17 protein-coding genes are annotated in these 23810 nt (G+C 62.5%); 8 read left to right on the top strand and 9 right to left on the bottom strand.

The annotated features are described in order from the left end of the window. Positions 1-15: 15 nt before the first annotated feature. Positions 16-603, bottom strand: coding sequence for a peroxidase-related enzyme (locus FEU76_RS02240; RefSeq protein ID WP_039175809.1), 588 nt, complete (start codon positions 601-603; stop codon positions 16-18). A 176-nt stretch (positions 604-779) separates the two neighbouring features. Between FEU76_RS02240 and FEU76_RS02235 the strand changes: the two genes are divergently transcribed. After that, positions 780-1469: a hypothetical protein gene (locus FEU76_RS02235; RefSeq protein ID WP_144979994.1), complete on the top strand. Its 690-nt coding sequence runs from the start codon at positions 780-782 to the stop codon at positions 1467-1469. A gap of 66 nt (positions 1470-1535) precedes the next feature. On the opposite strand, the gene FEU76_RS02230 is transcribed toward FEU76_RS02235, so the two are convergent. Continuing rightward, on the bottom strand, positions 1536-3032 hold the full coding sequence (locus tag FEU76_RS02230) for a CoA-acylating methylmalonate-semialdehyde dehydrogenase (RefSeq protein WP_096921290.1): 1497 nt from the start codon (positions 3030-3032) through the stop codon (positions 1536-1538). A 238-nt stretch (positions 3033-3270) separates the two neighbouring features. Here FEU76_RS02230 and FEU76_RS02225 point away from each other — a divergent pair, with 238 nt between their 5' ends. Further along, complete coding sequence (locus FEU76_RS02225; RefSeq protein ID WP_039175803.1) at positions 3271-4332, top strand: zinc-binding metallopeptidase family protein; 1062 nt, start codon at positions 3271-3273, stop codon at positions 4330-4332. On the opposite strand, the gene FEU76_RS02220 is transcribed toward FEU76_RS02225, so the two are convergent. Both FEU76_RS02220 and FEU76_RS02215 read right to left on the bottom strand, forming a co-directional pair. After that, positions 4333-5331: an alpha-E domain-containing protein gene (locus tag FEU76_RS02220; protein WP_144979991.1), complete on the bottom strand. Its 999-nt coding sequence runs from the start codon at positions 5329-5331 to the stop codon at positions 4333-4335. It lies immediately after the preceding gene. Between the two features lie 4 nt (positions 5332-5335). Then, a complete protein-coding gene (locus FEU76_RS02215; RefSeq protein WP_039175799.1) occupies positions 5336-6820 on the bottom strand; it encodes a circularly permuted type 2 ATP-grasp protein in 1485 nt (494 codons plus the stop codon). Between the two features lie 407 nt (positions 6821-7227). On the opposite strand from FEU76_RS02215, the gene FEU76_RS02210 reads away from it, so the two are divergent. The 3 genes from FEU76_RS02210 (at position 7228) to FEU76_RS02200 (ending at position 13938) form a co-directional block, all read left to right on the top strand. Then, positions 7228-10581, top strand: a complete 3354-nt coding sequence (locus FEU76_RS02210) for a transglutaminase family protein (RefSeq protein ID WP_144979988.1) — start codon at positions 7228-7230, stop codon at positions 10579-10581. A gap of 73 nt (positions 10582-10654) precedes the next feature. Beyond that, on the top strand, positions 10655-13063 hold the full coding sequence (locus tag FEU76_RS02205; protein ID WP_144979985.1) for a circularly permuted type 2 ATP-grasp protein: 2409 nt from the start codon (positions 10655-10657) through the stop codon (positions 13061-13063). Further along, a complete protein-coding gene (locus FEU76_RS02200; protein WP_039175792.1) occupies positions 13060-13938 on the top strand; it encodes a transglutaminase family protein in 879 nt (292 codons plus the stop codon). Before FEU76_RS02205 ends, FEU76_RS02200 begins: the two co-directional genes overlap by 4 nt. 75 nt (positions 13939-14013) lie before the next feature. Here FEU76_RS02200 and FEU76_RS02195 read toward each other — a convergent pair whose 3' ends face one another. Genes FEU76_RS02195 through FEU76_RS02185 form a run of 3 tightly spaced genes read right to left on the bottom strand, consistent with a single transcriptional unit; the run spans position 14014 to position 16825 of the window. Continuing rightward, complete coding sequence (locus tag FEU76_RS02195) at positions 14014-15279, bottom strand: TRAP transporter large permease (RefSeq protein WP_144979982.1); 1266 nt, start codon at positions 15277-15279, stop codon at positions 14014-14016. Then, positions 15276-15818, bottom strand: a complete 543-nt coding sequence (locus FEU76_RS02190) for a TRAP transporter small permease (protein WP_260851332.1) — start codon at positions 15816-15818, stop codon at positions 15276-15278. Before FEU76_RS02190 ends, FEU76_RS02195 begins: the two co-directional genes overlap by 4 nt. Before the next feature lie 20 nt (positions 15819-15838). Then, a complete protein-coding gene (locus FEU76_RS02185; protein WP_144979979.1) occupies positions 15839-16825 on the bottom strand; it encodes a TRAP transporter substrate-binding protein in 987 nt (328 codons plus the stop codon). A gap of 167 nt (positions 16826-16992) precedes the next feature. Here FEU76_RS02185 and FEU76_RS02180 point away from each other — a divergent pair, with 167 nt between their 5' ends. Together FEU76_RS02180 and FEU76_RS02175 are read left to right on the top strand one after the other, a co-directional pair. Next, positions 16993-17415, top strand: coding sequence for a hypothetical protein (locus FEU76_RS02180; protein ID WP_144979976.1), 423 nt, complete (start codon positions 16993-16995; stop codon positions 17413-17415). A gap of 87 nt (positions 17416-17502) precedes the next feature. After that, positions 17503-19227 (top strand): potassium/proton antiporter, encoded by a 1725-nt coding sequence (locus FEU76_RS02175; protein ID WP_096921296.1) that lies wholly within the window; start codon positions 17503-17505, stop codon positions 19225-19227. A gap of 54 nt (positions 19228-19281) precedes the next feature. Here the strand turns inward: FEU76_RS02175 and FEU76_RS02170 are convergent, their stop codons facing one another. Then, positions 19282-19989 carry a DUF3581 family protein gene (locus FEU76_RS02170; protein ID WP_039175785.1) on the bottom strand — a complete coding sequence of 236 codons (708 nt, stop codon included), beginning with the start codon at positions 19987-19989 and terminating at the stop codon, positions 19282-19284. A 107-nt stretch (positions 19990-20096) separates the two neighbouring features. Between FEU76_RS02170 and FEU76_RS02165 the strand changes: the two genes are divergently transcribed. Next, a complete protein-coding gene (locus FEU76_RS02165) occupies positions 20097-23054 on the top strand; it encodes a hypothetical protein (protein WP_144979971.1) in 2958 nt (985 codons plus the stop codon). A 14-nt stretch (positions 23055-23068) separates the two neighbouring features. On the opposite strand, the gene FEU76_RS02160 is transcribed toward FEU76_RS02165, so the two are convergent. Further along, positions 23069-23803 carry a trimeric intracellular cation channel family protein gene (locus FEU76_RS02160; RefSeq protein WP_144979948.1) on the bottom strand — a complete coding sequence of 245 codons (735 nt, stop codon included), beginning with the start codon at positions 23801-23803 and terminating at the stop codon, positions 23069-23071. Between the last annotated feature and the right edge of the window lie 7 nt (positions 23804-23810).

The following is a 23810-nucleotide window of genomic DNA, read 5'->3' as shown; positions in this document are numbered from 1 at the left end:
ATCCTGAACCATGGCCTAGGCTGGTTTCGGCACGCGCCCCATGAGATAGAACTCTGGATTAGGAGGAGTTCCCGCCAGGGTGACCAAACGATTCGACATGCCAAAAAAGGCGGCGATGGCACCGATGTCCCAGCAGTCTTCCAGGGTAAAGTCCACTTCCGCCAACCGGGTTTGCCACTGCGGCGTCAACTCACCCAGCTCGATGGCGCTGTGCAGCGCAAAATCGAGCATGCGCAGGTGCCGCTCGCTCAGCCCCGCTGTGCGGTGGTTGATGGCCACGTTGTCGGCCAGCAGAGGGTCCTTGCTGTAGATGCGTACCAGCGCGCCATGTGCCACGACGCAGTATAGGCAGCGATTGCGAGCGCTGGTGGCGACCACGATCATTTCCTTTTCTGCCTTGGTCAAGGTGTCGGATTCCCGCTCCATCAATGCATCGTGGTAGGCAAAGAAAGCGCGAAATTCCGCTGGGCGATGCGCCAGCATGAGAAACACATTGGGCACGAACCCGGCTTTTTCCTGCACCGCCAACATGGCCTTGCGAATGTCGTCAGGCAGGTCGTCCAGGCTCTCGGGGATATTAAATCGGCTTAATGACGCAGACATGTTTACCTCTTTCTTGTTATGTTGATGACCGTCATCTTCAATACGTCTTTATGGTTAACAAAATGCTAACTCTTTAGGCTTTCATTACACCTTGAGGCTCGCCATACTCTTGCTGAGCATATTTCACAAGAGCCGTCAGCGTTGAGCCAAGCGGCGTCTGGAACAGGGAAACCACCATGTCTTATTCTGAAGCAAGAGAGCACACGCCAGGGCGTTTGCATGCATTGTTCGCGGACCCCTACCGTGCGTTCGAAAACGATACGGATGAGCGTCAGTTGCATATCCGCATCATGCTTCATACTTTGCTGGCTCGCCCTATCGCTCATGGTCAAATCACGTTACGGGTGATTCACGGTTGGGAGAACGGCGGCTTCGAGCCAGAAGACCTGCAACATGCTGATTTCCACCTGAACAGTTTGGCAGATTTCCATGCCGCTGCTGCGCGTTTTGCGGCGGCCAATCGACAGAATGCACCGCTACCTGCCGATGGCAGCGCCATCCTGGCAGCGCCGCTGGCCGACGCCATTGCAGGTGCCGAAGTCGAAGGCCTGACCCTGAACGAAGACATCCGCGAAACGCCTGCTCGCTGGCCAGCGTTCGAAGGGGGGCTGGCGCTTTACACGCTGTTCAAGATGTATCATCGCCTGGTCTATGGCGAAGACGATACTTACCGCTGCTCTCAGTGCGAGACGCCCCACGGCCTGCGCGAAATCCATGAGTTCCATCTCGAAGAGGGCGAATTTGCCCTGCTGGCCCCGCTGAACGATGAGCCAGATGCCCCTTACCTTCTGGTGCTGCATGAAAGCCAACTTGAGCCTATCGAGCAGCTCCTGCGCGACAGCCTGCCGCTGTTCGAGCCCGTTTGAATAACAGAAGTCTTCTTCCATCGGGAAGAAGACTTCTGACGTGTCACCCACTCTTCAAGCGGATTTCTACAGAGCGATCGTGCTATTGATCCCGCTGGAGACGTTCTCGGGCTCGAACCAGCGTGCGGTCACCGTCTTGGTTTGTGTCCAGAACGCGATGGCCTGCTTGCCGTTGGGGCCCAAATCCCCCAGTTTGGAAGCCCGAGAGCCGGTGAAGCTGAAATAAGCTACCGGCACCGGGATCGGCACGTTGATACCGATCTGACCAACGTCGATATCGGTTTCGAATCGGCGTGCCACCCAGCCCGAGTTGGTAAAAATCGACGTGCCATTGCCGTTCGGGTTGGCGTTGATGAAGTCGATGGCGTCGTCCAGCGTCTCGACCCCCACCACGCATAGCACCGGACCGAATATTTCTTCCCGGTAGATGGTCATCTCCGGCGTGACGTTGGCAAACAGGGTCGGCCCCACGAAATTGCCCTCCGGGTACCCTTCTACCGTGTAGCCCCGGCCATCCACCAGCAGCGTTGCCCCCTCTTTTTCACCGGCGGTGATCAAGCGCTCGACACGCTCCTTGGCCTGAGGAGACACCAGCGGCCCCAGGTCGGCATCCCGCTGGGTACCAGGGCCCACCTTCATGCTGCGGGCGCCCGCCTCGATATCGCTCAGCCACTCCTGTGCCTTGCCTACCAGTACCACCACCGAATTGGCCATGCAGCGCTGCCCCGCCGCCCCGAAAGCCGACCCCAACAGGCTGTCGATGGCCTGACTACGGTTGGCATCCGGCATCACCACGCAGTGGTTCTTGGCCCCCATCATGGACTGCATGCGCTTACCGGCAGCCGCCGCACGGCCATACAGCAGCGACCCCACATGGGTAGAGCCAATGAACGACAGCGCCTTGATGTCCTGGTGGTCGGCAATCTGGTTGGCGACCTCGGGCCCGCCATGCACCACATTGAGCACGCCCGCCGGAATACCCGCCTCATGGGCCAGTTCCACCAGCCGCATGGTCGAGCTGGGGTCCTGCTCGGAAGGCTTCAGAACGAACGTATTGCCCGTGGCAATGGCCAGCGGGAACATGAAGCAGGGCAGCATGATGGGGAAGTTGAACGCAGTGATCCCGGCGCCCACACCGAGCGGTTGATGCATGGTGTACACATCGACCTCATTGGCCGCATTTTCGGCCAGCTCACCCAGCTGCAGAGACGTGATCGAACAGGCGTGCTCGACCACTTCCAGGCCGCGGCCAACCTCACCTTCCGCGTCAGGTAGCGTCTTGCCATGCTCTTCGGTGATCAGCGCGGCGAGCTCTGCGGTGTGCTCACGAATCAGGGCCTGAAGCTTCAGCATGATGCGCATGCGTTTGCCCAGTGGCACCTTGCGCCACTCCTTGAACGCGGTTTTGGCACTGGCAATGGCACGCTCTACCTCTTCAGGGGTACAGAACGGCACGCGGGCCACGACCTGCTGGGTCGCCGGATTGACGACGTCCCGCCACTCCTGGCTTTGCGACTCGACCGGCTGACCATCGATATACATGGGAATCTGGCGAACGGACATACAGACGTTCCTCGTGGTTGTGTTTGTTATGGGTTTGAATAAGGAGCCACTAGGGTATATCAGCAAGTTGACGTAAACGTCAATTAGCCACTCGATAAAGCTAAATTCACGGCCATGGGGAAATAGCCTTTCCCTACGGGAAGCAGCCTCGCTATGCTGACAAAGCACCTTCCTGACCTGACTATTTCTGACCTGACTATCGACGATGCATAACGTGGCTTTCCACAAGGAGGCATCCATGCAAACGTTCAGCTGCCAATGCGGCAACCCGCTGTTCTTCGAAAATACCCACTGCGTGGCCTGTGAGTCGGAAGTCGGCTGGTGCCCGGCCTGCAGCAATATCGTTGCCCTGGCCCCCCTGGAAGGCGGCGGATACCGCTGTACCCACGAAGGCTGCGGCACCCACTTGATGAAGTGCCACAATTACGCGGTAGAGAACGTATGCAACCGCATGGTGATCATGGCCGAAGGTGAAGCCGACACGCTGTGCGACTGCTGTCGCTATAACGATGTGATTCCTGACCTGAATGTAGCGGGTCACCGCGAGCGCTGGGCTGCACTGGAAGCTGCCAAGCGTCGTCTGTTCCACACCCTGGAGATTCTCAAGCTCCCACACGGAACCCAGGGCGATGATATTCGCGTCCCCTTGAGCTTCTCGTTCATGGCCGACGCCCTCCCCGACAAAGGGCTCTGGCGCTCCACCGCGAATCAGGAGAAGGTCTATACCGGCCATGCCAACGGCCATATCACCATCAACGTCAAGGAAGCCGACGACGTCGAGCGTGAGCGACTGCGGGTGGACATGAACGAGTCCCACCGCACCCTGATCGGCCATTTTCGCCATGAGGTAGGGCATTACTACTGGGACTTGTTGGTCAAGGATCAGGACGAGGCCGCCAGCTGCCGAGTGTTTGGCGACCATAACGACCCCACCTATGGTGATGCGCTGGAAACCTACTACCAGCAAGGCGCGCCGGCCGACTGGCCGACCCGGTTCATCTCTGCCTATGCCTCCATGCACCCGTGGGAGGACTTTGCCGAAACCTTCGCGTTTTATCTGGACATGGTGGCCGTGCTGGATACCGCTCTGCACATGGGAATTTCACGAGCCGAATATGACGGCACGCTGGACAGCATGTTACGGGCGTTTCATCAGGTAGGCATGGCCGTCAATGAACTCAACCGCGACATGGGGCTACTGGACCTGGCACCGGGGGTGCTGCCACCCCCGGTACGCGACAAGCTGGCGTACCTTCACGAACTGATCCACAACGCCAGCGCCGACGCTCGCTCCGCGTGATCAATCGTTGTCATGATCACCCAGGTGGCCCTGGCTTTGACGCTGGGTCACCTTGGGCACGTTGTCGCTGTTCACGAAATACGTGGCCTTGAGCGTGTCATGGATCGCGGCAAAGCCGATCTGCAGCTCGTCAACGAACGCATGCAGCTTGCTGGGCGAGTGAGCCAGCGCCTGGATATCGGCGTCGACCACATCGGCCCGTACCAGCGACACCGTGGCGGCCACCCGATCCTGCCGAGGCAGCAGCTGCAGCTCCTGGCCCAGCGTTTCCAGGCTACAGGCGATCGAGCGCGGCAGGTTCGGGTCCTGTAGCAGGAAGCGCAGCACATCGGGGCCCCGCACTCTCAGCCGCACTTCCTGACGATACATCTGATAAGCCGTCAGGGACTTGAGCACGCTCATCCACTGCAGGTTCTCGAACGGCAGCAGCTCTTCAGGGTTCTGGGGCAACAGGCTTGCCGAGCGCACGTCCACGATACGCGTGGTCATGTCGGCCCGTTCAAGATGCCTTCCCAACTGGATGAAGGTGCGTGCCGAGCCATGACTCAACGTGCCTTCGATCAGGCCCGTCAGCGTCTGGCAGCCACGAATCACGTTCTTCAAGAAGGAGTCGCGTCGGCGCGGGCTGACGCCGTTTTCCGCGTGGTCGGCCACGCTCAGATAGAGCTGATTGACCTCCTCCCAGATTTCTCTGGGCACCACGTCCCGAGTAGTGCGCAGGTTTTCCCGAGCGCTGGCCAGCGCCGAGAGAATCGAGCTGCCATTTTGCGCATCGGCGCATAAAAAATGCACCACGCTACGCTCGTCAAAGCTGGAATGGCGCTCGTTGAACGCTTCAAGGGTGCCGGTCATTTCGATCAGCGGCGCCCAGCCCAGCGGCAGGTGGCGCGGCAGGTCGAGCATCAGGTGACTATTGACGCTCAACAGCCGCGCGGTGTCTTCGGCCCGCTCGATGTAGCGCGCCATCCAGTACAGGTTTTCAGCTACGCGTGACAGCATGGCGCTAGACTCCTTCCTGCTCGGCGGCATCAGCCGCGTTCTCATCGACCTCGACGATCCAGGTATCCTTGCTGCCGCCCCCTTGAGAAGAGTTGACCACCAGCGAGCCTTCCACCAACGCCACGCGGGTCAAGCCTCCCGTAGTGACATGGGTTTCAGGGCCGGAGAGAATGAACGGGCGCAGGTCCACATGGCGCGGTTGCGGCAAGCCGTTGGCCAGGGTGGGCGTGGTGGAGAGCGCCAGCGTAGGCTGGGCCATGTAGTTGCGCGGGTTCTCCTTGATCAGGCGGGCGAACTCGTCACGGGTTTCCTTGGTGGAGCGAGGCCCGATCAGCATGCCATACCCGCCGGACTCATTGGCAGGCTTCACCACCAGCTCATCGAGGTGATCCAGTACGTACTTGCGGTCCTCATCGAACATGCACAGGTAGCTGGGCACGTTGGGCAGCAGCGGCTCCTGGTCCAGATAGTAGCGGATCAGCTCTGGCACGAAGGCGTATACCACCTTGTCGTCTGCCACGCCTGCCCCTGGCGCATTGGCCAGCGCCACCTTGCCCGCCCGCCAGGCGCGCATCAGCCCAGGCACGCCCAGCATCGAATGCGGATTGAAGGCTTCAGGGTCCAGAAACTCGTCATCCACACGACGATAAATGACATCCACCCGTCGCAGCCCCTCCACCGTGCGCATGTAGACCACGTCATCGTCGTCCACCAGCATGTCGCTGCCTTGCACCAGCTCGACCCCCATCTGCTGGGCAAGATAGGCGTGTTCGAAATAGGCCGAGTTGTAGATGCCGGGGGTCAATACCACGACCTGAGGGTCATCACCCGGGCGGGGAGACATGGCTGCCAGCATGTCGTACAGCTGCGCCACGTAGTCGTCTACCGGCAGAATCTTGCCCGAGGCAAACAGCTCGGGAAGCACGCGCTTGGTCACGTTGCGGTTTTCCAGCATGTAGGATACGCCGGAAGGAATTCGCAGGTTATCCTCCAGCACATAAAGCGTGCCATCGCCACCGCGCACCAAGTCCGAACCGCAGATATGCGCCCAGATGCCATGGGGCGGATTGATCCCTACACACTGGGGGCGAAAGTTGGCCGACTGGGCCAGTACTTCCGCAGGCAGCACTTTGTCCTTGACCACTTTCTGGTCATGATAAAGATCGTCGATAAAGAGATTAAGTGCTTGAACGCGCTGCTTTAAACCGGCTTCTGTCTTGCGCCATTCATGGGCCGGTATGATCCTGGGCACGATATCGAATGGCCAGGCACGGTCGATCATCGCCCCTTCGGAATAAACGGTAAACGTAATACCCATGGTACGAATGGCAATTTCTGCGGCGGTTTTTCTTTCCGCCAACTCCTCGGCACTAAACCGAGCCAACATATTGCAAAGTTCATCGGCAGAGGCCCTGGGTTTGCCCGGCGCCTCTAGCAACTCATCATAAAACTCACGGCACGCATAGTTGTTCCAATTGACTTGGCTCATGGGCGCTCTCCTGGCGCTAGGGTGGAAGCGGCAACTTCCTTGAACAATAGTGTAGGCCTGCCGCGTGCAATCGACGTACTTATTGGGCTATATAACCACGCAAGACGCGTACCACCTTCCCCGATTTTTCAACGCTGTGACGCTGAGTTTTGATAAAACATGCCCGCTTTTCTGAGCACTGATGTTTTTTTCATACGCCACCTGAACCAATTTAGTGCCCCAGCCAAAAAGACACATAAAAAAAGCACCAATTTAGTGCGATAACAATTTTCCACACTTCTTAAACGCCTTGAGGCATATTGCAGCTGCAAAAAAGTGCAACTCCAACGATACTCTTGGGTAAATGTCTTGCTGCGTCGCAGTTCCTGATGAGCTGCGAGAACTTACGCTTTATTTGAGGGTGGCTCATGACCATTCGCGTTGCCTTGCATCACCGCACGACCTATCGATTTGACCGCCCTGTCAAACTGTCGCCCCACGTGGTTCGTCTGCGCCCGGCACCGCACTGTCGTACTCACATCGATGCCTATTCGCTGAACATTTCCGGCGACGACCACTTTTTGAACTGGCAGCAAGACCCCTTCGGCAACTTCAACGCTCGCGTGGTGTTCCCAGAACCGCGCAAGGAGCTCACCATCGCCGTCGAGCTGGTGGCGCCGATGACGGTCATCAACCCGTTCGATTTTTTTCTGGACGATGCCGCCCAGACCATTCCCTTTAGCTATTCCGACGAGCTTCGCAAAGAGCTGGGCCCCTACCTGGAGGTTACCGAAGCGGGGCCACGTCTGAAGGAGTGGCTAAAGGAAGTTTCTCGGGAGCCCACTACCAGCGTCGATTTCCTGGTGGCCCTCAACCAGCGGCTGCAGCAGGACATCAGCTACCTGGTGCGCATGGAGCCTGGCGTACAGAGCTGTGAAGAAACGCTCACTCTGGGCAGTGGATCCTGTCGTGACAGCGCCTGGCTGTTGGTACAGATCCTGCGCCATCTGGGGCTGGCCGCCCGCTTCGTGTCCGGCTACCTGATTCAATTGACCCCGGATGTCAAAGCGCTGGATGGCCCCAGCGGTACCGAGGTGGACTTTACCGACCTGCATGCCTGGACCGAAGTCTTTCTGCCGGGCGCAGGCTGGGTGGGCCTGGACCCCACCTCCGGCCTGTTCGCTGGTGAAGGGCACATTCCGCTGGCCGCCACCCCCACCACTGGTAGCGCCGCGGCCATTACCGGTTTCTCCGACAAGTGCGAAGTGGAGTTCGACGTCGAGATGCGCGTCGAGCGCATCCATGAAGACCCGCGCGTCACCCGCCCCTACAGCGACCAGCAGTGGCAGGCGATTCTGACGCTGGGCGACCAGGTGGATGAAGTCCTCCAGCAGCAGGATGTTCGCCTGACCATGGGGGGCGAGCCGACCTTCGTCTCCATCGACGACATGGAGAGCCCCCAGTGGAACACCGAAGCGCTGGGCGAGCACAAGCGTGAGCGCGCCGAGGCGCTGCTGACCCGACTGCAGGAAGCCTACGCGGCAGGCAGCGTCATTCAGCAGCAACAGGGCAAGTGGTACCCCGGCGAGCCGCTGCCCCGCTGGGCGCTGGCCTGTTACTGGCGCAAGGATGGCGTGCCCCTGTGGCGCGACCCCAAGTGGCTGGCCAGTACCGAAGGCGCGCCCCTCGCCAAGGTGGACGACGCCATGGTAGAGCGCTTCATTCATGCCTTGGGCGAGCGTCTGGGCGTGGCGCAGCGCCACTGGATTCCCGCCTACGAAGATGCCTACTACTACCTCTGGAAAGAGCAGACCCTGCCGGTCAGCGTCGACCCGCGTAACGCCGACCTGAAAGACGATGCCGAACGCCGTCGCCTGGCACGCCTGCTGGAGCAGGACCTGGGCGCCGTGGTGGGCTATGCGCTCCCGCTGCGCCACTCGATTGCCCAGTCTCATCGCTGGGAGAGCGGCCGTTGGCCGCTCAAACGCGACCACCTGTTCCTGGTGCCGGGCGACTCCCCCATGGGCCTGCGTCTGCCGCTGTCGGCGCTGCCCTGGGCCGACCCGGAAGAGCAGCCACAGCCCCAGTCGCTGTTTGCACCGCGACCTGCGCTGGGCGACATTCACGGGGAAGTGGCGCGCCGCAATGCCGAACAGCATCGCTTCACCAGCGCCGAGCGCCATGGCCAGAGCCTGCATCCCAGCCATAGCCACCCGGAAGGCGAAGCCGTTCAGCAGCAGCCAAGCGCCGCCGACGACCGCGAACACAAGGTGATCCATACCAGCCTGTGCGTCGAGCCTCGTGAGGGCCGCCTGCATATCTTCCTGCCGCCGCTGACTCACCTGGAGCACTACCTCGACCTGTTGAGCAGCATCGAGGAAACCGCCCAGGCGCTGGCTTGCCCGGTCATGATCGAAGGCTACGCGCCGCCCCGAGACCCGCGTTTGTCCAGCTTCCAGATCACCCCGGACCCCGGTGTCATCGAGGTCAACATCATGCCGGCCGACAGCTGGCCAGCGCTGGTCGCCCAGACCGAACGGCTCTACGACGAAGCCCGCCAGGCGCGGCTGGGCACCGAAAAATTCATGGTCGATGGCCGCCATACCGGCACCGGCGGCGGCAACCATGTCACGCTGGGCGGCATGACACCGGAGGATTCACCTTTTCTGCGTCGGCCGGACCTGCTGGCCAGCCTGGTGACCTACTGGCAGCACCACCCGAGCCTGTCGTATCTGTTTTCCGGGCTGTTCATTGGCCCGACCAGCCAGGCCCCGCGAGTGGATGAAGCCCGCCACGAGGCGCTCTACGAGCTGGAAATCGCCCTGCAACAGATGCCCGAAGGCGAGGTCGTTCAGCCCTGGCTGGTGGACCGACTGCTGCGTCACCTGCTCACCGACCTGACCGGCAACACCCACCGCGCCGAGTTCTGTATCGACAAGCTCTACTCACCGGACAGCGACAGCGGCCGTTTAGGGCTGCTGGAGCTGCGCGGCTTTGAAATGCCCCCCCATGCCCGCATGGGCCTGATGCAGACGCTGCTCATCCGCGCCCTGGTGGCGCGCTGCTGGAAGACGCCCTACCGTGCGCGCCCGGTACGCTGGGGCAGTGCCTTGCAGGACCGCTGGATGCTGCCGCACTACCTGTGGGAAGACCTGAACGATGTGCTGCACGACCTGCGCCACCATGGGTTCGATTTCGAGCTGGAGTGGTTTGCGCCGTTCCGGGAGTTCCGTTTCCCGGTGCATGGCCGCTTACACACCCCGATGCTCTCCATCGAACTGCGCCAGGCCATCGAACCCTGGCACGTGCTGGGCGAAGAGGCCACGGCAGGGGGCACCGCCCGCTATGTGGACTCCTCGGTGGAACGCCTGGAAGTGAAGGTCAACGGCATGAGCGGCGACCGCTACGTGGTGACCTGCAATGGCCGCCAGGTGCCGCTCACCCCCACCGGGCGCAACGGCGAAGCCATCGCAGGCGTGCGCTACCGCGCCTGGCAACCGCCATCGGCCCTGCACCCCCAGATTCCCGTGCACGCCCCGCTGGTATTCGATGTGATCGACACCTGGAACCAGCGTTCGGTGGCGGGCTGCACCTACCATGTCGTGCATCCCACAGGGCGCAGTTTCGAGACGTTCCCGGTCAATGCCTTCGAAGCCGAAGCCAGACGCCTGGGCCGCTTCAGCGACAGCGGCCACGGTCATGGCTACCAGGCGCCCATGCCAGAAACACCCAGCCAGGAACTGCCGTGTACCCTTGACCTACGCTGGAGCCCGCGCCGATGAGGAGTGTAATGCTTTCCTATCGGTGCTAGCTGCAGGATAATCCGTCCCTTACTCGCTCAGGACTCTCAGGATCATGACCGCCCCTGTCTCTCCCTCACTGCTTGAGCTCGGCGCTGCCGGGCTCATCGAGGACTACTTGAATCAGCTAGGCAAGGGACAGCCCGGCACGTTTGATGCGATGCTCGACCGTCATGGCCAACTGCGCCCGGGCTGGCAGAGCCTGCTCAGCGCTCTGGAAAGTTTGGGCGCCGAGGGACGCTATCAGCAGCATGAAGAGCTTCAGCGGCTGCTGGCCGAGAACGGTGTCATCTTCAATATGCACGATGACACCCAAGGGCGCGCCTGGCGGCTGGACCCGCTTCCCTGGGTCATCGACCAGGCGCAGTGGCAAGCGCTGGAAATCGGCCTGACCCAACGCACGCGGCTGTTCAATGCGCTGTATGACGACCTGTACGGGCCTCGCACGCTATTCGATGCGGGCCTGCTGCCCACCCAGGCGCTGCTGGCCTCGCCCCACTTCCTGCTGCCCTGCCATGGCTCTCAGCCCAGCGACCGTCCTGCGATCAGCTTTCACGGCATCGATGTCATCCAGGATTCAGAGGGGCAGTGGCGCGTCATTGGCGACCGCTTGCAGGCCCCTTCCGGCACCGGCTTCACGCTGGAAAACCGCATCCTCATGGCCCGCGCGCTGCCTGAAATGTACCGCAACGCGCCGCTGAAGCGCCTGGCGGGTTTCCTGGACAAATACCACCGCACGCTGACCGCACTGGCCTACCAGCACCGCGACAACCCGACCGTGGTGCTGTTGACCCCAGGGCCGGGCAGCCCGCGCTATTTCGAGCATGCCTACCTGGCCAACTACCTGAACATCGACCTGGCAGAAGGCCAGGACATGGTCGTGCGCGACAGCCAGCTCTGGTTACGTACCCTGGGCGGCCTGCAGCCGGTGGACGTGGTGCTGCGCCACTGCGACGATGCCTACTGCGACCCGTTGGAACTGCGCGGTGATTCGCACCTGGGCGTACCAGGGCTTTTGCAAGCCGCCCGCGCCAGCGGCGTGGCGATGTCGAATGCGCTGGGCGTAGGCGCTCTGGAGCTGCCGGAACTGGCCGACTACCTGCCAGCACTGTGCCAGCACCTGCTGGGGGAGGCGCTGTTGTTGCCCAGCGCCGATGCCCGGACACAGCCCGCCACGGCCCCCATGTTCGACCCGCACATGCAGCGGCTCTCGCCCACCACCCTGAACCTGCGCTGTTTCGTTTCCAGAGCCCCGGGCAGCGTGGCGACCCCAAGCCAACAGCCCAGCGACTATCACGTCATGCCGGGTGGGCTTGCCTGGGTGGGCACCCCCGGCTCGCCGTCGCTCAGCAGTCCCATCGTCAAGGACGTCTGGGTGACCGCCAATACGCCCCAGCCCCACGTCAGCCAACTGCGTCAGGCACGCGGTCCCGTGGTGGCTACCCGTGATGGCACCGACCTGCCCAGCCGAGTGGCGGAAAGCCTGTTCTGGCTGGGTCGCTACGGCGAACGGCTGGATGCCCGTGCCCGCTTGCTGCGTGAAGCCTTGATGCGCCTGATGGAGTACGACCAGGACGAAATTGCCGACCAGTTACTGGACGAACTGCTGCTGGCGCTGGAAATCACCACCTTGAACGCCGACGGCGAAGGCGCCAAACCCCCGCTGGTGGGTTTTGCCCAAAAACGCACGGCGCTGCTGGCCCAGTTCGACGAGCGAGACCCCCAGGCCCTCAAGCCCCTGTTTGCTCATTTGCTGCGCAACGCTCGGAGCGTACGCGACCACCTGGGCGACGACTCCTGGCGGGTGGTGCATCAGCTACGCCAGCGGGTGGATACGTTCAGCCCCAGCCTGGGCGCCAGCGCGGCACGGCGCGCCTGTGAAGGGTTATCGGCACAAATTGCCGCTTTCTTTGGGCTGTGCAACGAAACCATGCCCCATCACTACGGCTGGCGGTTCATGGACATCGGGCGCTTTCTGGACCGCGTGCTGGGGCTGCTATCGCTGCTCAAGCTGACCCTGAACGCGCCCCATTCACCGGGGCTGGCACTCTGGGAAGTCGTGTTGGCCACCACGGACAACTTCACCGCCTATCGTCGCCGCTACCGCAGCGAGCTGCACCCCGAGGCCATTCTCGACCTGCTGCTGTTCGACGAGACCAACCCTCGCTCGGTGGGCTACATGCTCAAGCGCCTGGAACGGCAGATGGACCGCCTACCCGGCAGCTCGTCACCCTACCGCAACGCCGAGCGGCGGCTGCTGATCCAGGCCAATGCCGCCCTGCACCTGGCCGACATCGACCGTCTGAGCCATCTGGCCGACACGCCCGATGCCCAGGCCGCGTTGGAACAGCTGCTGGATGAGCTGATTGCGCCGCTCAGTGCCCTTTCGGACGCCATCAGCCACAGTCATTTCAGCCATGTAGAACGACCGCGCCAACTTGTCAGCATGGAGCCCGACGAATGAATTACACCCTGCGGCACACCACGCGCTACCACTACAGCGCGCCCGTGACCCTGTGCCACAGCGAGGCGCGCGTGCTGCCTCGCAAGACGCAGCACCAGCAGTGCGGGGCCTCCGAGCTGACCATCAGCCCGATGCCTCACGTACAGGCAGAGCGGCGGGACGTGTTTGGCAATCGGGTGCTTTACTTCGCCATGGAAGAGGTGCACCAGACGCTGGACGTGACGGTCGTCACGCCTTTGAACACTCAACCTCTGGGGCCGCTGCCTGCCAGTTCGCCCAGTTGGGAAAGCGTGGCAGCGCAACTGCGCCAGGACAGCCGCTTCGACATGCAGCTGTATCGGCTGGATTCGCCATTCATTCGCCGCAACGATGAGCTGGCCGACTTTGCCCGCAGCTGTTTCACGCCCGGCCGCCCGCTGGTGGAAGCCGCCATGGCCCTCAACCAGACCATCTACGATACCTTCGAATACGACCCCAGCTTCACCACCCTGGCCACGCCACTGAGTGACGTACTGGCCAACCGACGGGGCGTCTGCCAGGACTTTGCCCACCTGGCCATTGGCGCGCTGCGCTCGGTGGGCCTGCCTGCCCGCTATGTCAGCGGCTATCTGGAAACTCAGCCTCCCCCCGGCCAGCCCCGCTTGATTGGCGCCGATGCCTCCCACGCCTGGCTGGCCGTGTGGATACCCGATTGGGGCTGGCTAGCCCTGGACCCCACCAACGGCACCCTGGCCGGTGAACAGCATCCGGTGCTGGCCTGGGGTCGCGACTACGCCGATGTGGCCCCGCTCAAAGGCGTCATGAACGGCGGTGGGGAGCACCAACTCGAAGTGGAAGTGGATGTCATGCCGCTCACCGACCATAGCGCGGCCTGACCGGCCTGCGCTGGGCCCTGGCATCCGTTCACCAGGGCACATCGTCAAGGCCTGCTGACAAGGGGATAGAACCGCTCAGCGTTGAATCAGTCCGTTGGTCAGCCACGGCAGCCAGGCCAGCAGCACCAGTGTGAACAGCGTGGCCAGCAGGAAAGGCAGCAAGGCGCGGAAAATTTTCAGCGGCGGCGCGCCGGTCATGGAGGAGGCGATGAACAGCCCCGCTCCCACTGGCGGGGTCAGTAGCCCCATCACCAGCGTCAGGCACACCACCACGCCAAACTGGTAAGGGCTGATCGCAAACTGACTCTGCGCAATGGGCATCAGAATGGGCACCACCAGGATCAGTGCAGCAATGCCATCGAGGATCATGCCCACCAGCAGCAGCGCCGCAATCACCAAAAGCAGGAACACGAAAGGATCACTGGTCAGCGCGGCAATCCACGCGGCGGCCATCTGCGGCAAGCGCTCATACACCACCACCCAGCCAAATACCCCGGCGGCGGCAATCAGCATGATCACCAGCCCTGCATTCATGGCCGTACGTGCCAACACCTGCGGGAGCTGCCCCAGACGCAGGTCGCCATACACCCAGCGCCCCATCAGCAGGGCCGCCAGCGATGCCAGGGCAGCCGACTCCGTGGGCGTCGCAATGCCCAGCAGAATGCCGCCAATGATGATCACCGGAATCAGCAGCGCGGGCAGCCCCCAGAGCGCGTCGTGAAGCGCTTGCTGGCGACTGGGCCACTCTCCCTTGGGGTACTGCTGGACCAGCCCCACCAGCGCAATGACCACGAAAAAGCTGGCCCCTAACAGCAGCCCGGGCAGCAGTCCGGCAATGAACATTTCGGCAATCGGCACCTGCGCCATGACGCCAAACAGCACGAACAGCATAGAGGGCGGAATGATCGGCGATAACAAACCACCGGCGGCGGTAATCGCGGCGCTGTAGGGCTTGTCGTACCCCTCCTGCTCCATGGCGGGCACCATGGCCCGCGACATGATGGCGATTTGCGACGCCGCAGAGCCAATGATCGCCGCCATCATCATGTTGGCCACCAGGTTGATATACGCCAGCCCGCCGCGAAACCCGCCCACCAGCAGCCGCGCCAGGGCGATCAGCCGTTTGGTCAGGCCGCCTTCGTTCATCAGCTCGCCCGCCAGCATGAACAGCGGAATGGCCAGCAGCCCATAGCTCTCGATGGCGCTGAACAGCTGCTGAGGGTACGAATCGAACAGCACCGCATTGCCGGATGCCTGGATATACCACATGGCCGTGAGCGCCAGCACCAGCGCAATCGGCACCGCCCCCAGCAGCAGAATCAGAAATACCACAACGGTCATGTGCGTTCCCTCAGCCCCTGAACGGATTGCAGCAGGTTGGACACGCCGTGCAGGCTGAGCGACAGCGCAAACCAGGGCACGATCAGCCACGCCCAGAATTTCTTGATGCCCAGCGTGGAGGTGTTTTCGGCGTAGATGAAATTGAAGGTCTGGCCCTGGAAGGCGCGCACATCGAACCCGGCCTGGGCCAGCGCCCAGGGTTGATACCAGCGCCAGCAGAGCCACGCCAACAGCAGCGCAAACAGCAGCACCATGGCGTCCACCGCCAAGGTAATGGCACGCTGCCCCGTGGCGGGCAACAGATCGCTGAGCAGCGTCACGGCAATGCCCTGGCGGCGCTTCAAGACCGCCCCGGCAATCAAGAACGTCATCCAGATCATGGCGTAGATAGCCAGTTCACTGACCCAGTAAAGCGGATTGCCCAGCGCCCGAAAGGCAATGTTGGCGAGGATGAGACACGTGACCGCCGCTGCCAGGGCAGCGGCGGTCATCTCTTCGTAACGGGCAAGCCTGAGGGAGAGGCGTTGCAGCATGATCATCGAAAGCCTCTGGTTCAGCGCTACTCGTCGCGCAAGCGGTCAGCTTCCGCCCGCAGGGTTTCCAGCATCGGAGCCTTGGGCGCCCAGATGCCCTCCCACTGGGCGATGGCATCGGCAAAGAACTCGGCATCCGCTTCCACGATGTTGATATCCAGGGCGCGAATTTCCTCTTCCTGGGCGGCGTCCATGGCTTCGAAGCCGCTCAGCACATTGTCGAGATGCTCGGCCATGGCGGTTTCGAACAGCTCGCGATCCTGTTCCGACAGCTCACGCCACACACGCCCCGATACCACGCCGACCATGGGGAACATCATATGGTTGGAGATCAGCAGGTTTTGCGCCTGCTCATGAAATTTCAGGATCAGGATGGAATCGAAATCCATGTCGATGGCATCGACCTGCCCGTTGGCCAGGGCATCGTAGACTTCCAGCAGCGGCATGGGCGCAGGCGCGGCGCCGGTGGCCGTGTAGAAATCACGGATTGGCTCGAAGGGCGTGATGCGCAGGCGCTGGCCGCGAAAACCAGCGGCGCTCTCGATGGGACTGCGGCTGAGTACTTGACGCATACCGACCATGCCATACCCCAGCCCTACCAGGCCCACGCCTTCCGGCATCAGCTCGAGCAGCTCGGCGGCCGCTTCGGAGCGCAGCAGGCGCGCGGCATGGTTGACGTCATCCACCAGGTAGGGCGCATACAGCGCACCAAAATCCGGTATCCGGTTGGAGATTTCGGCGATGGTCAAAAATGCCATGTCCAGGGCACCGGTCTGCAGCTGCTGCACCATTTGCGCTTCATTGCCTAGCTGCTGGGCAGGAAAAACGCTTACGCTGTGCTCGCCGTTCGAGCGTTCGTGCACGGTTTGCGCAAAGGCTTCGGCTTCCGTCGACCAGAGGTGCTGGGCGGGCGTGATCAGCCCCAAGCGAAAGTCCCGCGCCTGGGCGCTCAGGGAAGTGACGGCCAAAGCAGCCGCCGCACAGGCCAGTGTCAGCGTTTTGAATCGTTTCATGCAAAGCCTCTCGGGATCCCAGCGGCAAGACCAGCGTCTTGCGTTATTTTCGTTAGCGCCTTGAGAATACCCCAGCTACTTCGTTGATAACACCCGTGCTTTTGGTATCCCGCTTGACGCTCCGGCGCAAAAGACAGGATGATAGGCGTTCTTATCAGGACGATGCCATGCCGACCCACTCCGTACACCGCACGCCACCGTTTTCCACCAGCCGTCCGACTCGGCTGATGGGACTGTGCTGCCTGTTCGTGCTGTGCCTGGGCGCATCAGGCCTGGCGCCTCCCCACGTCACCGGCGGTGTCGCCTCGACCGAGCACCAGTGGGTCGGCCACGGTGAGCAGCGCAACTATGCGTATCTGCCCGAGCTGCCGCGTATTCGCCACCAGTTGCATGCGCTCGCGTCCGATGACGCGACGCTGCTCGCCGCACTGGGCCAAGGCGATGACCCACTTGCCATTCAGGCACTTCCTCTGGCGGCCGTCTGCCTGCCACTTTCCAACACGGCAAGCGCAGGCCTGTCGCCCGCTTGCCAAGCACAACGTTACAGCTTACCCCCTGGCCGAGCCCCACCTGTCCTGCAAGCTGCATAGGCAGCCACTCCCTTTTGCAATATTTAGCTCTGCAGGCGCTGCACTCATCGCCTGCCGATCATCTTGGGACCCTTGTAAGGACAACGCATGTTTCCTGTGGACAAGCTCATTCTGCTGGCGGCCATCCTGCTGCTGGTGGGTATTTTATCAAGCAAGCTCTCTGCCCGTATCGGCCTGCCGGTACTGGTGCTGTTTCTGGTCATTGGCATGCTGGCGGGAGAAAGCGGCATTGGCGGCATTGCCTTCGACAACCCGCTGGGTGCCCATACGCTAGGCACGCTGGCACTGGCCATCATCCTGTTCGATGGCGGTTTGCAAACCCCCACGTCGTCGATCAAGGCCGTCTGGAAGCCTGCGTCGCTGCTGGCCACCGTGGGCGTACTGGTCACGGCCATGCTGACCGGCGCGGCAGCGGCCTACATTCTTGACCTGCCGTTACTGGAAGGGATGCTGCTGGGTGCCATCGTGGGCTCCACGGATGCCGCAGCGGTCTTTTCCCTGCTGCGTAATGCGGGCATTCACATCAACAAGCGCTTGAAGTCGACGCTGGAAATCGAAAGCGCCTCCAACGACCCGATGGCGATCTTTCTGACCGTGGGCCTGCTCGAGGTGCTGGTCAATGGCATGCAGCCTGGCATCGGGCTGCTGCAGCTGTTCGTGGTGCAAATGGGCGTCGGCGCGCTGGTGGGCCTGGGCGTCGGCTGGCTATCGGTGAAACTGATCAACCGTATCCACCTGGCAGCATCAGGGCTCTACCCGGTGCTGGTCGCGGCCTGTGGTTTCCTGTCGTTTGGCGTCTCTGCCAACCTGGGTGGCAGCGGTTTTCTGGCCATCTTCCTGACCGGGGTCTTCATCGGCAACCGACGCATTGCCTTCCAGCGCAGTACGTTTCTGTTCCACGACGGGCTCGCCTGGCTCAGCCAGATCGTCATGTTCGTGGTACTGGGTTTGCTGATCAACCCGCTCTCCCTGCTGGAGGTGTGGTTCGAAGGGCTGGTGATTGCCGCCGTGCTGATTCTGGTGGCTCGCCCATTGGCCGTGGCGCCGATTCTGAGACTGTTTGGCTTCAACGCCCGTGAGATCACCCTGGTGTCCTGGGTGGGCTTGCGCGGCTCGGTGCCGATCATTCTGGCGATTTTCCCGCTGATGTTCGGGCTGGAAGGGGCCGAGCTGATCTTCAACGTGGTGTTCTTCGTGGTGCTGATTTCGGCTTCGATTCAGGGCACCACCCTGCCGATTGTCGCGCGCAAACTGCGGCTGACCGAGAAGCCACCGGCTGTACCCGCCGCCAGCCTGGAGATCACCGCCCTGGAAGAGGTGGATGCCGATATCGTCGAGTACACCTTGAGCGAGCAGCCACGCGCCGCAGGGCGGCGGCTTTCCCAGATGGCCCTGCCCGACACCACCGTGGTGGCGATGATCACCCGTGGCAAGGAGGTCATTCCGCCGCGCGGCTCCACCGAGCTTCACCCCGGCGACCACTTGTTCGTGGTGCTGCGCCCGGAAACGCGCCCTTTCGTGGACTGCGTCTTTTCCGACGCACCGGACAAGGTCAGCAGCGACTTATCCGACCAGCCTTTACGACTGAAGGGCAGCACGACGCTGGGCGACCTGCGCCACTCCTACGGTTTCATCTTGAACGAGCCTGAAGAGACGACACTGGACACGCTGTTGCGCAGCCAACTCGACATGCCGCTGGCAGTCGGCGACACGCTGCATCTGGACGGCATGACGCTGAGCGTCGAAGGGATTCTGGGGGAGCGCGTTACCACCGTGGCGCTACAGCTGGCCACGCAGCCACCGGAAACTTGAGAGCAGCGCCCCCATGGCGTCACACCGCCGCCATGGGGGCTTTGACATCGCGCTTCAGGCGGCTTCGTAAGCGGCCTTGAGACGATAGAACTCAGCCACGATGGCCGCCATCTCGCTGTCGTCGTAGTTGCACAGGCCGCTGACCACCAGCTTCTTGGAGCCCACGCCCACGGGCTGGCCAGAGGACTGAATGGAGAACTCCAGCAGCGCATCGGCACGCTTGCCCTGGACTTCGAGAGACGACTGGGTCAAGGCGAGATCCGGTGACAGCGCATCCAGCCGGTCCAGACAGAAGCCCATGCTGTCGTAGATCACCAGCGGGCGCTTGGGGTTGAACATCACCCCGTGCTGCTCCATCAAGGGCTTCAGATAGTGCGGGAAATTCTTGCCCGAGAAGGCCACGTAGCAACGCGCGAAGGCTTCCACGGCCGCTTCGTCACGGGTGACTTCCCCTCGGCGTACCACCTGCAAATAGCACTTTCCGCTCTCGTCGCAGACATGGATATCGCCGTTGTCGGCTTCGCTAAACTTGAGCGGTGTATCAGCGCCTACCATATTGGTGAAGCGAAATTCCATTTGTCGCGACAGCCCGAACTTCACCAGTACCAGTGTGAACAACAAGTCGCCGGGCACGCAGAAACGCCGTGCGTCCGGGTTGTGAATCGGGTTGTAATCGCCGGCCACGCCCTTGGCGAAGCGGCTGGCCTGCTCGGCGGAGATCACCACGTACTCTCCGCGCTGCGCGTAAAAATCCTTGAACATGGCTTTGCTGCCTGCCTAGCGTTGAAATCGAAAACCCATAACTGCCCCACGTCGCGCATAATGCCATAAAACACGCGCCAACAGGAGTCATCTGCCAGGATGCTTGTATGACCAACGAGACGCCCCCCACGCCGCGCCGCCGTTCCCCCTTGATCTACGCCTTGGTGGCCGTGATCCTGGTTGCTCTAGTGTGGCTGGCGGGCAGCTACTGGCTGCTCAATAGCCAGTGGCTGCCGCGCCAGATCTCCACCATCGACGGCGTAGAGGTGCGCTGGTCGAGTGCCCAGAGCCTGCACCCCGGCCGCTGGGAAGTCGAAAACCTCTACTTGGCCCGGGACGATGCCGCCCTGCCCCTCTCGGTAGAAGCCGAACGGGCCACCTTGTCGCTCTCGCTACTGGCCCTGCTGCGTGGCGAACTCTACCTTCACGCCCTGAATGCCGACGGCATTCGCCGCCTGACGGTTGGCGATCTGGCGCTGGAGGCCGAAGGCCAGCTGCAGGTCATGGATACCCAGCTTAGTCAGGATCGGCTGGCCTTGCCGCATGTCTCGCTGGACATTACCCAGGGCAGCCTGGTGCGGCTCAGTGATCAGACCACCTTGATCCAGCAGATCGACCTGCGCAGTACGGCGTCGCTGGCCGAGACCGCTACCCAGGCGTTACGGGGGGAGGCCCTCGAAGAAGCGCTCTTGAGCGCCCTGGATGCGCGGCTGTCGCTGACCGCCCAGGCCGATGCCTGGGACGTGTTCATGCCCTATCTGGAAGCGTTGCCGTGGCTCAGCCTGGCGGGCCGCGGTGAGCTGCAGGGTGACCTTGCGCTGGTGGCAGGCGAACTACAGCCCGACAGCGAGCTGGTACTGACCGCGCCCGTCCTGGAGCTTGCGCTGGATGAGCAGCGCCTGGCGCGCCGCGATGAAGCACGCCGCTGGCTGCTCGCAGATGCCTCGCCCCCACGCCACACCGCCACCGGCGAAGGCCAGATACGTCTTGCGGTGGAAGAGCAGCAACTGCGCTTTTCCACCCGTCTGGCACAGGTGACGCTGGCAGAAGCCACACCTTCCGACACCCGCCCCTATGCCACCGATACCCAACTGACCCTGGCCACCGAGCTTCCCAACCAGCGCCTGGACCAGCTGGCGCTCCCTACCCATGCCACGCTGGCCCTCTCTGGCCAGGTCACTAGGCTGGACATGCTGGACCGCTACCTGGCCACCGCGCTGGAAGGCCAGGGCATCAGGCTCACTGGCGAGGGGAGTATCGATGCCCAGCTTGCCCTGCGCGACGCACGCCCCTACCAGGCCGAGCTGGCCATCGAGGCCCCAGCGCTGGGTGCAGCGCTGTTGGACTTCACCACCCAGGGCCGAGGCACCTTGAACGCGCAATTGAACGAAGATGAGCAGCTGCACGCCACGCTGGCACTGCGTGATGCCGAGCTGTATCACCAGACGCGCCAACTGATGGCCAACGCGCAGCTGACCCTGGACGCCACCAGCCCCCTCGACCCCGAACAGGCCAGGCAGCAGGCCACGGCACGGCTGAGCTGGGCAGAAGCCACGCTCCCCGATCTGGGCGTACTGCAACCCTACCTGGCAGGCCTGCTGCCCTCTCCCGCCCCGTTGACACTACAGCGCGGCAGCGCCACCAGCCGGGGACAACTGGAGTTCGACACACAGGCCATGCAGGGTGAGCTGCACCTGGCGGGCAATCAGCTGACCACCGGCTGGCAGCGGGGCGATCAGCGCGGCACCCTAGTCAGCAACGCGCAGTTGCAGCTGACGATACGCCAGGCCGCGCTGGACGGCACGGCGCTGGATATCAGCGGCTCACGGCTGCGCTGGCAGGTGGCCGACGAGCACGCCCTGGAGGAGCCGCTGGAGAGCATCATCGTGCTTCGCGACGGGCAGTTTCAGCGCCGGGCAGGCGTGCCCAGCGGGCAGTTCAGCGTCGACGGCAGCGTTCAACGGCTCAGTTTTCTCAACGCTTTTTTACCAGATGCTCATGGCATCAGCCTCTCGGGCGAAGGCCAGCTCTTCTTGCAGGGGGCATTTCAGGACGACCAGCTCCAGGCCCCCACACGCCTGAGGGTCAACGCCAATGAGCTGGCCGTGACCTTTCTGGACTATCTCGCCACAGGGCGTGGAGAGCTGACCGCGCAGCTGGACAGCCCCGAACAGGCCCGGCTTTCACTCGGCATTCCCCAGTTTGCCCTGAGCCATCAGGACGACGATCGCCCCCATCTTCAAGGCCGCCACCTGGCGCTGACCACGCAGACAGACCGCTTCAGTGAGGTGCTGGAAGCCGCCGCCCCAGAGCACTTCGTGACCCGCATCGTGCTGCCCATCACCGAAGTGCCGGACATGACCCGCTACAACCGTTTTCTTCCTGACGATGCCGGGGTGGAGCTGCTCTCCGGCCACGCCAGCCTGAGCAGCGAATGGCTGCTGGAAGGGCTCCAGGCACAAGGGGAGATTACCCTGCGCGCCTTCGAGACCGAGCTGGCCCTGCTGGACCAGCGGCTACGCGGGGATATCGCAATGCAGCTAAGGCTCACCGACGGCGATCTCGATGCTCGCCGCTTCACCGCCAGCGACTCCTATGTGCGGCTGGAAAACATGTTCCGCCAAAGCGAGGAAGGGACTCAGGATGCGGGCTGGTGGGTGCAGCTCGACCTGCAGCAGGCACGGTTGGTGTGGGGCGACCCGCTGCAGCTGACCAGCCAGCTGCGCTTGGGGATGCGCGACTCCGGCTTGTTGGCGCGGCTTTTTTTAGCCCGCGCCCGAGAGCGCGACTGGCTGGGTCGGCTGCTCGACGTGCAACCCATCGAGGGCAGCGCTGAACTGAACATCGACGACGAACAGATCCGACTGGCCAACCTGGCGCTGACAGGTGGCCCCCTGTTACTACTGTCGGACATCACCCTGGACAATCAGCAGGCCAATGGCGCGCTGTATGCCCGCCTGGGGGCGCTGGGTATCGGCGTCGAGCTGGTGGAGAGCGAGCCAACCCTGCGCGTCATTCAGCCTCGGCGCTGGTTCGATCAATGGCGCGCCACCCAACGCCCATAAGTACCGGCAGGCGCTTAGCGACGACGACGCTCGCGGCGAATCATGCGCACCCGCTCCTTGGCCTTCTGGGGCGTCGAGAGCGAGGTGGTGTGTGGCTCTGTCGTGTCGTCGGCTTCGTCGTGTTTGGGCGGCACGGTCACCCAGGCAAACACCGGCAGCGCGAGGTGCCAGTGAATCGCCGCCAAGCGCAGCCCCAGGGTGACACTCAAGGCAGCCGCAATGGCAAGCGTCAGCGGTGCCTGCAAGGATTGGAGCACCACATAGACGATCCCGCCCGCCATGGCGGCGGTGGCATAGATCTCTTCGCGCAGCACCATGGGCACCCGCTGGGCCAACACGTCACGAATCATGCCTCCCGCCACGCCGGTCATCATGCCCATGAGTACCGCCACCACCCCCGACGTGCCCAGCAGCAGCGCCTTGTGGGTACCGATCACGGTAAACAGCGCCAGGCCGAAGGCATCCGCGATGGGTAAAAACCCCCGAGACAGACGATGGATATAGTGAAATCCCACCAACGACACGCCCACCGTGGCGAGGATGACCCACAGATACGTGGGGTCGGTGACCCAGAACACCGGCCGGACACCCAGCACCAGATCCCTCAAGGTGCCGCCGCCGACCCCGGTCACCGCTGCCAGCACCAGCATGCCAAACGGGTCCATCCGCGAACGGCAGGCCAAAATGACTCCCGACAGGGCAAACACGATCATCCCCGCCAAATCCAACCCGTAAATTACCCCCGACACGCGGCGC

This window comes from Halomonas sp. C22, from assembly GCF_007655045.1.
In the GTDB taxonomy this organism is placed as follows: domain Bacteria; phylum Pseudomonadota; class Gammaproteobacteria; order Pseudomonadales; family Halomonadaceae; genus Vreelandella; species Vreelandella hamiltonii.
The sequence above is the reverse complement of the archived record's forward strand: the minus strand, read 5'-3'. Positions and strand labels throughout refer to the sequence as shown.